Source organism: Aliivibrio thorii, from assembly GCF_057368585.1.
Map to the genome: position 1 here is coordinate 1,368,981 of NZ_CM170655.1, position 14,501 is coordinate 1,383,481.

At 41.7% G+C, this 14,501-nt stretch carries 8 protein-coding genes, 4 tRNA genes and 3 rRNA genes; 4 read left to right on the forward strand and 11 right to left on the reverse strand.

Going from position 1 to position 14,501, the window contains the following annotated elements; genetic code table 11:
* Nucleotides 1-24 precede the first annotated feature (24 nt).
* The gene (locus AC2IP4_RS20340) at nt 25-2,331 is read right to left on the reverse strand and encodes a DNA internalization-related competence protein ComEC/Rec2 (protein WP_486310959.1); all 2,307 of its coding nucleotides are present in this window, start codon (nt 2,329-2,331) and stop codon (nt 25-27) included.
* A 6-nt stretch (nt 2,332-2,337) separates the two neighbouring features.
* Here AC2IP4_RS20340 and AC2IP4_RS20345 point away from each other — a divergent pair, with 6 nt between their 5' ends.
* Entirely contained in the window at nt 2,338-2,862 is a 525-nt protein-coding gene (locus AC2IP4_RS20345; protein ID WP_375320458.1) for a DUF2062 domain-containing protein, read from the forward strand.
* Nucleotides 2,863-3,087: 225 nt separating this feature from the next.
* Nucleotides 3,088-3,240, forward strand: coding sequence for a TFIIB-type zinc ribbon-containing protein (locus tag AC2IP4_RS20350; RefSeq protein WP_105056112.1), 153 nt, complete (start codon nt 3,088-3,090; stop codon nt 3,238-3,240).
* A 64-nt stretch (nt 3,241-3,304) separates the two neighbouring features.
* Here AC2IP4_RS20350 and AC2IP4_RS20355 read toward each other — a convergent pair whose 3' ends face one another.
* The 10 genes from AC2IP4_RS20355 to AC2IP4_RS20400 all read right to left on the reverse strand — a co-directional run bounded on the left by AC2IP4_RS20355 (nt 3,305) and on the right by AC2IP4_RS20400 (nt 12,181).
* On the reverse strand, nt 3,305-4,225 hold the full coding sequence (locus AC2IP4_RS20355) for a manganese-dependent inorganic pyrophosphatase (protein WP_375320457.1): 921 nt from the start codon (nt 4,223-4,225) through the stop codon (nt 3,305-3,307).
* A 172-nt stretch (nt 4,226-4,397) separates the two neighbouring features.
* Nucleotides 4,398-4,474 (reverse strand) — tRNA-Trp (locus AC2IP4_RS20360).
* 62 nt (nt 4,475-4,536) lie between these two features.
* Nucleotides 4,537-4,652 (reverse strand): 5S ribosomal RNA (gene rrf / locus AC2IP4_RS20365).
* A 256-nt stretch (nt 4,653-4,908) separates the two neighbouring features.
* Nucleotides 4,909-7,921 (reverse strand): 23S ribosomal RNA (locus tag AC2IP4_RS20370).
* A 601-nt stretch (nt 7,922-8,522) separates the two neighbouring features.
* Nucleotides 8,523-8,598: transfer RNA gene (locus AC2IP4_RS20375), tRNA-Val, on the reverse strand.
* A 61-nt stretch (nt 8,599-8,659) separates the two neighbouring features.
* Nucleotides 8,660-8,735: transfer RNA gene (locus AC2IP4_RS20380), tRNA-Lys, on the reverse strand.
* Between the two features lie 4 nt (nt 8,736-8,739).
* Nucleotides 8,740-8,815, reverse strand: a tRNA-Glu gene (locus AC2IP4_RS20385).
* 87 nt (nt 8,816-8,902) lie between these two features.
* Nucleotides 8,903-10,474 (reverse strand): 16S ribosomal RNA (locus AC2IP4_RS20390).
* Together the 16S, 23S and 5S rRNA genes with 4 tRNA genes alongside form the textbook arrangement of a ribosomal RNA operon.
* A 406-nt stretch (nt 10,475-10,880) precedes the next feature.
* On the reverse strand, nt 10,881-11,258 hold the full coding sequence (locus tag AC2IP4_RS20395; RefSeq protein WP_486311211.1) for an AAA family ATPase: 378 nt from the start codon (nt 11,256-11,258) through the stop codon (nt 10,881-10,883).
* Nucleotides 11,258-12,181, reverse strand: a complete 924-nt coding sequence (locus AC2IP4_RS20400) for a LysR family transcriptional regulator (RefSeq protein WP_151656182.1) — start codon at nt 12,179-12,181, stop codon at nt 11,258-11,260. Before AC2IP4_RS20400 ends, AC2IP4_RS20395 begins: the two co-directional genes overlap by 1 nt.
* 90 nt (nt 12,182-12,271) lie before the next feature.
* On the opposite strand from AC2IP4_RS20400, the gene AC2IP4_RS20405 reads away from it, so the two are divergent.
* Both AC2IP4_RS20405 and tdh read left to right on the forward strand, forming a co-directional pair.
* Nucleotides 12,272-13,468, forward strand: coding sequence for a glycine C-acetyltransferase (locus AC2IP4_RS20405; protein ID WP_486310960.1), 1,197 nt, complete (start codon nt 12,272-12,274; stop codon nt 13,466-13,468).
* Nucleotides 13,468-14,499: an L-threonine 3-dehydrogenase gene (gene tdh / locus AC2IP4_RS20410; RefSeq protein WP_151656186.1), complete on the forward strand. Its 1,032-nt coding sequence runs from the start codon at nt 13,468-13,470 to the stop codon at nt 14,497-14,499. The genes AC2IP4_RS20405 and tdh overlap by 1 nt, the downstream gene beginning before the upstream one ends.
* Nucleotides 14,500-14,501: the final 2 nt, after the last annotated feature.

A 14,501-nucleotide genomic window follows, 5' to 3' on the forward strand; every position in this document is an offset into this window, starting at 1 on the left:
TCTTCATATACAATTACCTTTATTCTACTCTGAATTTAGATTATCGCCAAATAGCTTTCTGTACCAGACATTGTGATTGAGCAATGAATAACCTTTAATCACTAAATTACCTTGATCACTTGTAATACTGATCTGCCCTAATTGAGCAGTATCTAACCATTTTATGTCTTTCTCTTCATATCGTTCTTGTATTGTTTTGCTCGGTAAATTCCAAGGGGTAAACCGCCCTGTAGACACAACTGCAATCTTCCCTTTCATCTCTTTTGTCCAACGAATTGTTGAAGAGCTATTAGAACCATGATGAGGTACAAGAAAAACATCCACATCATCAAAGTTATTTTGATTTAATATCAACATCTCTGAGATAGCATCAATGTCACCAGTTAATAAAAAGGTCCATTGCTCAATCTTAACTTTAATTACACATGAATGAGGATTATAAGCTCTCTTGACTCTCTTTGGAGGCCAGATCGCGGTAAACAACATATTTCCTTCCTGCCATTGCTCACCTTTAATGCAGCTTTTACTTCTTATCATTTTTTCGCTTGTTCTAACCCATGTAGGAGTAAACTCATCAATTAAGTATTCTTTTCCCCCTGAATGATCATTATCTGAATGGCTGACAATTAAGCCATTTATTGTCTTAACTCCACGAGAATACAAAATCGGCCCAATAACACTTTCAGCAATACTGCCATTGTTCCACTTCATACCTGTATCATAAATAACTATATGTTCTCCTTTTGATAACAAAACCGATAGCCCATGACCAACATCGAGAAAATCAATTTGCCACTTTTTTTCTGGTTTAATTAAGGCTGAAAAAATAAATAAAAATATAAGCGGCTGAAAGAAAAACTTTAACGGAAAAATAGTCCTTAGACCAACCAATATAATGATTGTAATAAAAAGAATATTAAAGTCGTTAGGTAAGATAAACCATGACCGCTCAGCTTTCTCTGCCAGCCACCATATAGGTATTAATGATAAATTAGCTAAATACCAAGATAATGCTGAAATAGTATAACTAACCTGCTCTGTTATCACAGAAAATAAACTTAAAGGAACGGTGAACAAACTAACCCAAGGAACAGAAATTAGATTAATGAATGGAGATAAAGCACTAACACCGGAGAAAAAATATGCTTGTATTGGTGTTAATAACACAAAGAGTCCACATTGAATAAATAGTATCTGACGCAGCTTTTCTATAAATGAACGTGAGTTATCATTGAAGAATAATTGATAAAAATATAATGATAAAAAAACCACAGACACCGCACCAAACGAAAGCCAAAAGCTCATAGACAGAGCTGAAAAAGGATTAATAATAAGACATAGCAACAAGCACCATAAAAACAGTAAGTGCTTAGGCCATTTCCAACGAAAAATTAAAACTGATGAAACTAAAAGACAAGCAATTAATGCTCTTATAGTAGGTAATGAAAAATCAGCAAGCCATGCATAAAAAGTAGCAAGTAAACAACCGATAAGAACAGGAAGCCAAATGGTAATTCGGTGAGGAGAAAGACCTCTAGTCATCTTTCCTAACCACCAACCAATAGCAAAAACAAAACCGATATGAAGACCAGAAATAGCCATCAAATGAGCTAAACCTGAATTCCTTAAAATCCTCCATTCAGTCGTCTCTATATCTCCTTTATAACCAAATGTTAATGCTAAAAGTAATGACTGGAATTCTTGTTCTAAGGTGCGATTATAAACATTAAGAAACCACTGACTTCTTATTGAAGGACTATTATTAATTAATGTTGCACTAGTAATTTTACCATATGAATGAATTCCTTTAGCTAAAGCATAATCCTCAAGCTTATACCCTACTTCATTATGCCTACCTATTGGGGGTCTTAGTTTGACAGTAAATTCCCATAATTCACCTTGTTTAAAAAGGGCTTTGGGGATTTCTTTTTTCAAGGACTTTTTAAAATCTCTAATTGAGAGCCTCAGTAAGGGGGATTGATAAAACTTAATAGGATAAGTGTCAATATCACGAACTTGCACTAAAATTGAAGATGTTCTTTCTTTAAATGCAATTAGACTTTGAATTTCACCTTTGATGGTAATATCATGCCCCTGACTATAAAGTAGTTTGTTTATATTTTTATAGTAAGTTATGTGTGAGGATGTGATGATTAATCCCAGCAGGATGCCTTGTATTAATTTAGCTTGGGAAAATTTTAGTGTTACTAAGTAACTCAAAAAACACAGTAAAAATGCAAACAACGGCAGGTTTGTTGGCCAGTAGGCTGACGACAAAAGAATAAGAATTACGACTACGAGCTTTATACGTATGTCATTAAAAAGAAGCATTAACTCATGCCAAGAAAATTCATTAAACGTTTTTTACCAAACCACGAGACAATTAAACGCCAAAAAGCATTAAAAGTATTCGGCAATGTATTGTATAACCCAAACCTATGGTGTTTGAACCGCCGCTCTGCAGCTGGCGCGTTTGCTGTCGGTTTATTTATGGCGTTTGTCCCTCTACCTAGTCAAATGATTATGGCTGCTGGATTAGCCATTTTATGCAGTGTAAATCTACCATTATCTATTGCATTAGTCTGGGTAAGTAACCCAGTTACTATGCCCGTTTTATTTTATGGCGCGTACAAAATTGGTGCTTGGGTATTATCAACACCCACTCAACATTTCCATTTTGAATTATCATGGGAATTCATTGGTTCTCAAATGTCAACGATTGGCCCTCCGTTTCTACTGGGTTGTGCTATTTGTGCCGTTGTTTCTGCTCTTATTGGCTATTTTGGTATTCGTGGACTTTGGCGATACTCCGTTGTTAGAAGTTGGAAAAAACGAACTCTAAGACTAAAAATTCCACGTTAAAAACAATCTACCCTTTTCAGATAGATCCTTTCTATTACTGGCAGTAAATCTTTGCTGTCAGTTCACAAAACTAAACTTTCCCTCAAACAATACGTCATGTTTCTTGTAATATATTTATGGTTGTCTCACTAATTAAACCACGTAAAATCAGTAGTTCGATTAGTATTGAATATAAAATAATAAAGAGATAATAGACATCGTATACTGCCGATTAAGGAATATGACATGAATGAAATTAATGAATGTCCAAACTGCCTTTCTGATGAATTGCTCATTTCAGAGAATCAAAAAACAGTGATCTGCTCAGATTGCGGAGTTGTCAAAAAAGATGGAGTCTGGGTTCTTGTAACAACCCCTCAGAGCGAAGCTGTTATTTAGCCCTTACAAAAAGCCCATACATCTGTACGGGCTTTTTTAACTAGTTGCTTATATATAACTACAATTAAGCAAAAACTTCTTGTAGTTGAGGAACAACTTGCTTTTTACGGCTAAGAACACCATCAAGCCAAACTCGGCCATTCACAGTTGCTTTACCGTAAGCTTTCTCAGTCAAGTCTGAGTTATCACTAATAACAAGTAGCTCTGAGCCTTCTTTCATGATGTCAGTTAAAAGCAAAATCATAGTATGACGATTTCCTTCCACTTTCATTGCTGCGATATCCGCTTCTAAATCAGCTTTAATCTCATCAAATACAGAAAGATCGATAACTTCAAGTTGGCCAATACCAACAAGCTCACCATTCATATTAAAGTCTTTAAAATCACGCATAACAAGATCACGCACCGCCGTACCTTCAACTGCTGATTTCACTTTAAACATTTCCATGCCTAATGCTTTAAAGTCTTCAATACCAGCGATCTCTGCTAGTGCTTCAACACATTTAATATCAGCAGTTGTACATGTTGGTGATTTGAAAATCACAGTATCACTTAGGATTGCACATAGCATAATGCTAGCAATATTTTGAGGAATTTCAACATTATAGAAATCGTACATCATCTTAATAATTGTATTACTACAACCAACAGGACGGATCCAACATTCTAGTGGTGTTGAAGTCGTCAAATCACCTAGTTTATGGTGGTCTACGATACCTACAATTGTAGCTTCTGCAATATCATCTGGTGCTTGAGTTAACTCAGAATGGTCAACAATATAAACTTCTTCACCAGCATAGCTAGTTTTAAACTCTGGAGACTCTAAACCAAACTTATCAAGGATGAATGCTGTTTCAGGAGAAAGTTCACCTAGACGAGCTGGAATAGCAGCTTCGCCAATTTGATTTTTTAAGTAAGCAAGTGCGATTGCACCACAAATTGAATCTGAATCTGGGATTTTATGGCCCACTACATACATTGACATTGTATTACTCTCCTTTAAATATGCGCGATATTCTAACAAATTAACGGCATTTGAAAAGAAAAAGCTCGTCGTTTTCGATATAGCATTTCTTATAGAAGAAGAGTTCATGGCTATTTCCCATGTAATAAATAGCAAAAAGGCCCATATCTTTTGATATGAGCCTTCTTTAATATGGCAGGGGTGGAGAGATTCGAACTCCCAACACGCGGATTTGGAATCCGCTGCTCTGCCAGTTGGAGCTACACCCCTGTAGTTATTTTAATGACTTAACTTTGTCTTATTTTACTTTACAAAAGTAAAATTAAATTCAAGCCTGGCAATGTCCTACTCTCACATGGGGAGACCCCACACTACCATCGGCGCTATTACGTTTCACTTCTGAGTTCGGTATGGGATCAGGTGGGTCCATAATGCTATGGTCGCCAAGCAAATTCTGTCTATATCTCCCGCTTGTTATAAAGCTCGCTAGCTGCGTTAATTTATTCTCTCATTCGCTCATTTACAGAAGTAAATTCACTCATTCGAATCACAAATTGCCTTGCTATCAAACTTTATTCCAGCGCTACTAATAGCAAGGGAAATATAATAATCTGGAAAGCTGTTTCTCTATATAAAGAGCTGTTCTTAATCACATTCAATATGGTTCTTGGTTAACGAATCCGTTAAAACCCCTTGGGTGTTGTATGGTTAAGCCTCACGGGCAATTAGTATCAGTTAGCTCAATGCCTCGCAGCACTTACACACCTGACCTATCTACGTCGTAGTCTCCAACAACCCTTTAGGATACTTAAAGTATCAGGGATGACTCATCTCAAGGCTCGCTTCACGCTTAGATGCTTTCAGCGTTTATCGATCCCGAACTTAGCTACCGGGCAATGCTACTGGCGTAACAACCCGAACACCAGAGGTTCGTCCACTCCGGTCCTCTCGTACTAGGAGCAGCCCCTTTCAATCATCCAACGCCCACGGCAGATAGGGACCGAACTGTCTCACGACGTTCTAAACCCAGCTCGCGTACCACTTTAAATGGCGAACAGCCATACCCTTGGGACCGACTTCAGCCCCAGGATGTGATGAGCCGACATCGAGGTGCCAAACACCGCCGTCGATATGAACTCTTGGGCGGTATCAGCCTGTTATCCCCGGAGTACCTTTTATCCGTTGAGCGATGGCCCTTCCATTCAGAACCACCGGATCACTATGACCTGCTTTCGCACCTGCTCGAATTGTCATTCTCGCAGTCAAGCGGGCTTATGCCATTGCACTAACCTCACGATGTCCAACCGTGATTAGCCCACCTTCATGCTCCTCCGTTACTCTTTGGGAGGAGACCGCCCCAGTCAAACTACCCACCAGGCACTGTCCGCAACCCCGATAAGGGGCCAACGTTAGAACATCAAGCATACAAGGGTGGTATTTCAAGATTGCCTCCACACATACTGGCGTACGTGCTTCAAAGGCTCCCACCTATCCTACACATGTAGGGTCAATGTTCAGTGCCAAGCTGTAGTAAAGGTTCACGGGGTCTTTCCGTCTAGCCGCGGGTACACTGCATCTTCACAGCGATTTCAATTTCACTGAGTCTCGGGTGGAGACAGCGTGGCCATCATTACGCCATTCGTGCAGGTCGGAACTTACCCGACAAGGAATTTCGCTACCTTAGGACCGTTATAGTTACGGCCGCCGTTTACTTGGGCTTCGATAAAGAGCTTCGACCCCTCTCTATATAGAGAAACAATCTAACCCCATCAATTAACCTTCAAGCACCGGGCAGGCGTCACACCGTATACGTCATCTTACGATTTAGCACAGTGCTATGTTTTTAATAAACAGTTGCAGCCACCTGGTATCTGCGACTCCCGGCAGCTTAGAGAGCAAGTCTCATCACCGCTAGGAGCGTACCTTCTCCCGAAGTTACGGTACCATTTTGCCTAGTTCCTTCACCCGAGTTCTCTCAAGCGCCTTAGTATTCTCTACTCGACCACCTGTGTCGGTTTGGGGTACGATTCCTTACAATCTGAAGCTTAGAGGCTTTTCCTGGAAGCATGGCATCAATGGCTTCACTACCGTAGTAGCTCGACATCGTGTCTCAGCCTAGTGTATTCCCGGATTTGCCTAAGAATACAGCCTACACACTTGAACTTGGACGACCGTCGCCAAGCCCACCTAGCCTTCTCCGTCCCCCCATCGCAATTATAAGAAGTACGGGAATATTAACCCGTTTCCCATCGACTACGCCTTTCGGCCTCGCCTTAGGGGTCGACTTACCCTGCCCCGATTAACGTTGGACAGGAACCCTTGGTCTTCCGGCGAGCGGGTTTTTCACCCGCTTTATCGTTACTCATGTCAGCATTCGCACTTCTGATACGTCCAGCACGCTTTACAACGCACCTTCAACCGCTTACAGAACGCTCCCCTACCCAATACAGTAAACTGTATTGCCGCAGCTTCGGTGTATAGTTTAGCCCCGTTACATCTTCCGCGCAGGCCGACTCGACCAGTGAGCTATTACGCTTTCTTTAAATGATGGCTGCTTCTAAGCCAACATCCTGGCTGTCTGAGCCTTCCCACATCGTTTCCCACTTAACTATAACTTTGGGACCTTAGCTGGCGGTCTGGGTTGTTTCCCTCTCCACGACGGACGTTAGCACCCGCCGTGTGTCTCCCGGATAGTACTTACTGGTATTCGGAGTTTGCAAAGGGTTGGTAAGTCGGGATGACCCCCTAGCCTTAACAGTGCTCTACCCCCAGTAGTATTCGTCCGAGGCTCTACCTAAATAGATTTCGGGGAGAACCAGCTATCTCCAGGTTTGATTGGCCTTTCACCCCTAGCCACAACTCATCCGCTAATTTTTCAACATTAGTCGGTTCGGTCCTCCAATTGATGTTACTCAATCTTCAACCTGCCCATGGCTAGATCACCTGGTTTCGGGTCTATATCCAGAGACTGAACGCCCAGTTAAGACTCGGTTTCCCTACGGCTCCCCTAAACGGTTAACCTTGCCACTGAATATAAGTCGCTGACCCATTATACAAAAGGTACGCAGTCACACCATCACTAAGCCACCTCTGCTTGATTTTGTTGTTGATCGATGCAAAAAGCGCATCGTTAACCACAATTTAGCAAAAGTAGATGTTGACACTAAGTCACAAAGCTTAGTGATGGTGCTCCTACTGCTTGTACGTACACGGTTTCAGGTTCTATTTCACTCCCCTCACAGGGGTTCTTTTCGCCTTTCCCTCACGGTACTGGTTCACTATCGGTCAGTCAGTAGTATTTAGCCTTGGAGGATGGTCCCCCCATATTCAGACAGGATATCACGTGTCCCGCCTTACTCGTTTTCACTGATGATGAGATGTCGGTTACGGGGCTATCACCCTGTATCGCGCCACTTTCCAGAGGCTTCACCTGTCTCATTAAAAGCTTAAGGGCTAACCCAATTTCGCTCGCCGCTACTTTCGGGATCTCGGTTGATTTCTCTTCCTCGGGGTACTTAGATGTTTCAGTTCTCCCGGTTTGCCTCACCACACTATGTATTCATGTAGTGATACTAGCTTATGCTAGTGGGTTTCCCCATTCAGAAATCGTAGACTCAAATGGTTTTTACTACCTAATCTACGCTTATCGCAAGTTAATACGTCTTTCATCGCCTCTGACTGCCAAGGCATCCACCGTGTACGCTTAATTACTTAACCATACAACCCCAAGAGGTCTTTTTACTTGTTCTTTTATCTTTATACTTCGTTGTTTTCAAAATTTACTTGGTCATGTAGCAAGCTACACTTCCTTCGATAAATTTCTTAACGCCTTGTCTAAAAATAAAATTACTACGTAAAACAAATAACTTGAGATCGTATTTCAACTAATCAAGGTTTGAACTCATCACTATTTCTGTAAAAAAGATAATCTCTAAACAGAAAAATGTGAGTTCTGGTTTTTCGCCGGATTCGCTCTTTATCTCTACTTTAAAAAGTAGAAACAAAATAATACCAAGAACACTTGAATGTGTTTTTAATTTGTTTATCTATGATAAACAAAAGATATTAAGAACTTTTAAATTTTGATTTAACTTAATTACAGCCTAAGCTGTTTTGTTTTACTTTTTGAAAAGTAAAATAAATTAAGCTAAATCAGTCAGCTTTCCAAATTGTTAAAGAGCTATATAAAATCATTAACTCTGTTAATGATAAAATACTTTTTAAGCATTTTCAGACACAAAAAATCCGAACCTAGATCAATTTCTTGAACTGGTTTGGAATCCTTCCAAAAATATTTAAAGAGTATATCCATATGAAATGGTGGGCGATACCGGGCTCGAACCAGTGACCCCCTCCTTGTAAGGGAGGTGCTCTCCCAACTGAGCTAATCGCCCACATAATATTCCAATTTACTCCTGACTCTATCAGAAATAAACCCATTCTCTGTGGAAAGAATGGTGGGTCGTGCAGGATTCGAACCTGCGACCAATTGATTAAAAGTCAACTGCTCTACCAACTGAGCTAACGACCCTAAGTGGTATCCCGTAGGGGAGTCGAACCCCTGTTACCGCCGTGAAAGGGCGGTGTCCTAGGCCTCTAGACGAACGGGACACAACGAAGGTGTTGGACACCTTCTAAATCTCTTTATTTTCAACCTTCGCAATCTGTGTGAGCACTCATGAATCGTAATCTATCGTTTAAGGAGGTGATCCAGCCCCAGGTTCCCCTAGGGCTACCTTGTTACGACTTCACCCCAGTCATGAACCACACCGTGGTGATCGTCCTCCCCTAATCCGAAGAAAAGGGGTTAAACTAACCACTTCTGGTGCAGCCCACTCCCATGGTGTGACGGGCGGTGTGTACAAGGCCCGGGAACGTATTCACCGTAGCATTCTGATCTACGATTACTAGCGATTCCGACTTCACGGAGTCGAGTTGCAGACTCCGATCCGGACTACGACGCACTTTTTGGGATTCGCTTACTATCGCTAGTTTGCAGCCCTCTGTATGCGCCATTGTAGCACGTGTGTAGCCCTACTCGTAAGGGCCATGATGACTTGACGTCGTCCCCACCTTCCTCCGGTTTATCACCGGCAGTCTCCCTGGAGTTCCCACCATTACGTGCTGGCAAACAAGGATAAGGGTTGCGCTCGTTGCGGGACTTAACCCAACATTTCACAACACGAGCTGACGACAGCCATGCAGCACCTGTCTCAGAGTTCCCGAAGGCACTAAGCTATCTCTAGCGAATTCTCTGGATGTCAAGAGTAGGTAAGGTTCTTCGCGTTGCATCGAATTAAACCACATGCTCCACCGCTTGTGCGGGCCCCCGTCAATTCATTTGAGTTTTAATCTTGCGACCGTACTCCCCAGGCGGTCTACTTAACGCGTTAGCTCCGAAAGCCACGGCTCAAGGCCACAACCTCCAAGTAGACATCGTTTACGGCGTGGACTACCAGGGTATCTAATCCTGTTTGCTCCCCACGCTTTCGCATCTGAGTGTCAGTGTCTGTCCAGGGGGCCGCCTTCGCCACTGGTATTCCTTCAGATCTCTACGCATTTCACCGCTACACCTGAAATTCTACCCCCCTCTACAGCACTCTAGTTCACCAGTTTCAAATGCGGTTCCGAGGTTGAGCCCCGGGCTTTCACATCTGACTTAATGAACCACCTGCATGCGCTTTACGCCCAGTAATTCCGATTAACGCTCGCACCCTCCGTATTACCGCGGCTGCTGGCACGGAGTTAGCCGGTGCTTCTTCTGTAGGTAACGTCAAACGAAGCCGCTATTAACGACAACGCCTTCCTCCCTACTGAAAGTACTTTACAACCCGAAGGCCTTCTTCATACACGCGGCATGGCTGCATCAGGCTTTCGCCCATTGTGCAATATTCCCCACTGCTGCCTCCCGTAGGAGTCTGGACCGTGTCTCAGTTCCAGTGTGGCTGATCATCCTCTCAGACCAGCTAGAGATCGTCGCCTTGGTGAGCTCTTACCTCACCAACTAGCTAATCTCACCTGGGCTAATCTTGACGCGAGAGGCCCGAAGGTCCCCCTCTTTGGTTCCTGTTCGTAATGAACAAAAACATTATGCGGTATTAGCTATCGTTTCCAATAGTTATCCCCCACATCAAGGCATATTCCCAGGCGTTACTCACCCGTCCGCCGCTCGTCAGCAAATTAGCAAGCTAATTCCTGTTACCGCTCGACTTGCATGTGTTAGGCCTGCCGCCAGCGTTCAATCTGAGCCATGATCAAACTCTTCAATTAAAGTTTTGACTCAATGATTAATACTGATTTGTTACATAAATAAATTTGTGTAGCCACTCAGTTCATTGATAGTTGCTTACCCATAAATGGATAATGCTATTTTGACTATCAATCCATAAGTGTCCACACAGATTGCTAAGGTCTAATTATTAAAGAGCTCAAAGCTAAGTTTTCACTTTGCTTTGCGTGAAGTGTCATCTAAATTACTAAAAGTAAGCTGCAAGCAACTTTTGAAGACTCCGTTCGCGTCAATGTTTCACTTCTTGCTGTACATAACCATTATTAGAAATGGTTTATTGTGACAACGGGAGCGGATTATAGACTTTTAATAACGAGTTGCAAGGCCTTTTTAAACATAAAAAACCGAATGATTAAAAAACAAGCAAAACCTCACTTAAGACCACTTTTATTGTTCCCACTCTTTCCTCATTCTCTTTATTACACTCTCAGGGACATTATGAATACTTTTAAATTGTCCTTTACAGACTTCTATATGTAATTCGGCATTATACTTCTTAGCTATCTTTCTATATGCATCCATTTCCCATTGTTTCACAAAAGTATTCGCGACCACCACGCTTTTTCCATGATATAAATTAAATTCACACTGCGACTGACACCATTGATGAGCTGAACTTAATAAAGTACCGTCAAAACAATATAAACCTTCCTCATTAACAAAAAACTGATCCGCTTCAAGATGCACCAATCCCAACGTTTGCACTAACGTTGATTTACCACTTCCAGGTAAGCCTCTTAGTAAGCGTAACTCGAGTTTCTCCATCATTTAGTCTGCCCTTTCATTAAGTTCTCTTTTACAAATTCAGTAAACACTTTTAAACGCGAAGGCATATATTTATTCTGAGCATATTGCATGGCTATTACGCCATGGTAATTCCCTTTGATTTTCCAATCAGAAAGTACAGGGACAACATCTTTGTTTTCCAATGCATCTTTAATCACAAAATCAGGGAAAATACCGACCCCAAAGCCATCTTTAACGCCATTTAATCTCATTTGTGAATGATTGACAGCATAGCGCCCAGTAACAGCGATAACATGACTTTCTTCAGCTTTAACAAATTCCCAGATATGATCCGTTGTCGTTTCACCTAAATACAAACAGTCATGATGAATAAGATCGTGTGGGTTGGTTGGCAATCCTCTCTTCTCTATATAAGAAGGACTCGCACATAAGCTAAGGTTAACTTTACCGATCTCTTTCATGATCAGTCCTTCGGTCGGCTTGTCAGTTAAGCGAAAAACCACATCAATGCCTTGAGCTATCATATCAATATCGCCATCTGACGCTCTTAGCTTAAGTTGGATTTTAGGGTACTTAGTCAAAAAAGGCGTAACGAGCGGTTGAAGCACAATAGTTAAAAATGCCTTTGGTGCTGCTACCGTTAAACTTCCAGATGGAACGATATGTTCAGAACTAGAGATATCAATCGCTTGCTGTGCAGCTTCCACCATAATGACGGATTGCTGATATATTTTTTTACCCGATTCAGTAATCAATAAACTGCGGGTTGTACGCTCAAAGAGTTTAACTGATAACGCATTTTCTAATCGAGTAATTAATTTACTCAATGCAGAAGGAGTTACTCCTAACTTCTTAGCAGCAGCAGTAAAACTACCTTCATTAACAACTACTATATATGTTGCTAAGTCTGGTAATAGAGTAATAAGTTTATTTGTGACCATGATTCACTAATGCTTTTCCATTTTTAGGGATAATAGTCGTAATTGATTTGAATTAGAATCTATTTATCATAACTAAAAGAAGGGAACACAATGTCTTCTGCATTCTACACACAAATACAAAACCAAATTGAAGAAGTAAAAAACGAAGGTCTATATAAATCAGAACGTATTATTACTTCAGCTCAAAAAGCATCTGTTTCTATTTCTACTGGTCAAGAAGTTCTAAATTTCTGTGCAAACAATTACTTAGGTTTAGCTAACCACCCTGCTCTAATTGAAGCGGCAAAAAATGGTATGGATGAGCACGGCTTTGGTATGGCATCAGTTCGTTTTATCTGCGGCACTCAAGACTCACATAAAGTACTGGAAGAGAAACTATCTACTTTCTTAGGTAAAGAAGACACCATTCTTTACACATCATGTTTTGATGCTAATGCAGGTTTATTTGAAACGATTTTAGGCGCAGAAGATGCAATCATCTCTGATGCTTTAAACCACGCATCAATCATTGATGGTGTTCGCCTTTGTAAAGCAATGCGTTTTCGTTACGCAAACAACAATATGGCTGAATTAGAAGAACAATTAATCGCAGCAAAAGAAGCCGGTGCGTGTCATACACTTATCGTTACCGATGGTGTGTTCTCAATGGACGGCGTAGTTGCTAATCTTCCTGCTATCTGTGACTTAGCTGATAAGTACGACGCTCTTGTTATGGTTGATGACTCTCACGCAGTTGGCTTTATGGGTGAAAACGGTGCTGGTACTCATGAGCATCATGACGTTATTGACCGCATCGATATCATTACTGGTACGCTAGGTAAAGCTATGGGTGGCGCATCAGGCGGTTATACTTCTGGCAAAAAAGAAGTCATTGATTGGTTACGTCAACGTTCTCGTCCGTACCTATTCTCGAACTCTGTTGCACCAGCAATCGTATCTGCTTCTATTCGTGTACTTGACCTACTGGCTCAATCTGCTGATTTACGCACTCAATTGTGGGATAACTCTGCACACTTCCGTACTCGCATGGAAGCCGCAGGTTTCACAATGGGTGGTGCTGACCACGCTATTATCCCAATTATGCTAGGCGATGCAAAACTAGCTGCTGAATTCGCAGAGCGTGCGTTAGAAAAAGGCATCTATGTTGTTGCTTTCTCTTTCCCAGTAGTGCCTAAAGGCCAAGCTCGTATTCGTACACAAATGTCAGCGGCTCATTCTCGTGAGCAGTTAGATCGCGCAATTGGTGCCTTTATCCAAGTAGGTAAAGACATGGAGATCATCAAATAATGAAAATTAAAGCACTTTCAAAACTAAAACCTGAAGAAGGCATTTGGATGACCGAGGTTGAAAAACCTGAAATGGGTCATAACGATCTTCTTATCCGTATTAAGAAAACTGCAATTTGTGGTACTGATGTACATATCTACAACTGGGATGACTGGTCACAAAAAACCATTCCTGTTCCTATGGTTGTAGGCCATGAATACGTAGGTGAAGTGGTTGGTATTGGCCAAGAAGTTCGTGGTTTTGAGATTGGCGACCGTGTTTCTGGCGAAGGTCACATCACTTGTGGTCACTGTCGTAACTGTCGTGGCGGCCGCACGCACTTGTGCCGTAATACAACAGGAGTAGGTGTTAACCGCACTGGTGCATTCTCTGAGTTCTTAGTTATCCCTGCATTCAATGCATTTAAGATCCCTGCTGGAATTTCTGATGACCTAGCATCTATCTTTGACCCATTCGGTAACGCGGTTCATACTGCCCTATCGTTTGACTTAGTTGGTGAAGACGTTCTAATCACAGGTGCAGGTCCAATTGGTATCATGGCTGCGGCTGTTGCTAAACACGTAGGCGCTCGTCACGTAGTTATTACTGACGTAAATGAATACCGCTTAGATCTTGCTAAAAAAATGGGCGTTACTCGCGCTGTTAACGTGATGAACGAAAAGCTTGAAGATGTAATGTCAGATCTTGGCATGACTGAAGGCTTTGATGTTGGTCTAGAAATGTCTGGAGTTCCATCAGCATTCAATAGCATGCTAACTAACATGAACCATGGCGGCAAAATATCTCTTCTAGGTATTCCACCATCAGACATGGCGGTAGATTGGAACCAAGTAATCTTTAAAGGCTTGGTAATTAAAGGCATCTATGGTCGAGAAATGTTTGAAACGTGGTACAAAATGGCAAGTTTGATTCAATCAGGTTTAGACCTAACCCCGATTATTACTCATCACTACAAAATTGACGACTTCCAAGCAGGCTTCGATATGATGCGATCTGGTATGTCAGGTAAAGTTATTCTAGATTGGGAATAATC

Excerpts from the sequence above, each read along its gene's own strand:
- AC2IP4_RS20340 (WP_486310959.1), bottom strand. The coding sequence starts at position 2,331 with ATGCTTCTTTTTAATGACATACGTATAAAGCTCGTAGTCGTAATTCTT.
- AC2IP4_RS20345 (WP_375320458.1), top strand. The coding sequence starts at position 2,338 with ATGCCAAGAAAATTCATTAAACGTTTTTTACCAAACCACGAGACAATT.
- AC2IP4_RS20350 (WP_105056112.1), top strand. The coding sequence starts at position 3,088 with ATGAATGAAATTAATGAATGTCCAAACTGCCTTTCTGATGAATTGCTC.
- AC2IP4_RS20355 (WP_375320457.1), bottom strand. The coding sequence starts at position 4,225 with ATGTCAATGTATGTAGTGGGCCATAAAATCCCAGATTCAGATTCAATT.
- AC2IP4_RS20395 (WP_486311211.1), bottom strand. The coding sequence starts at position 11,258 with ATGGAGAAACTCGAGTTACGCTTACTAAGAGGCTTACCTGGAAGTGGT.
- AC2IP4_RS20400 (WP_151656182.1), bottom strand. The coding sequence starts at position 12,181 with ATGGTCACAAATAAACTTATTACTCTATTACCAGACTTAGCAACATAT.
- AC2IP4_RS20405 (WP_486310960.1), top strand. The coding sequence starts at position 12,272 with ATGTCTTCTGCATTCTACACACAAATACAAAACCAAATTGAAGAAGTA.
- tdh (WP_151656186.1), top strand. The coding sequence starts at position 13,468 with ATGAAAATTAAAGCACTTTCAAAACTAAAACCTGAAGAAGGCATTTGG.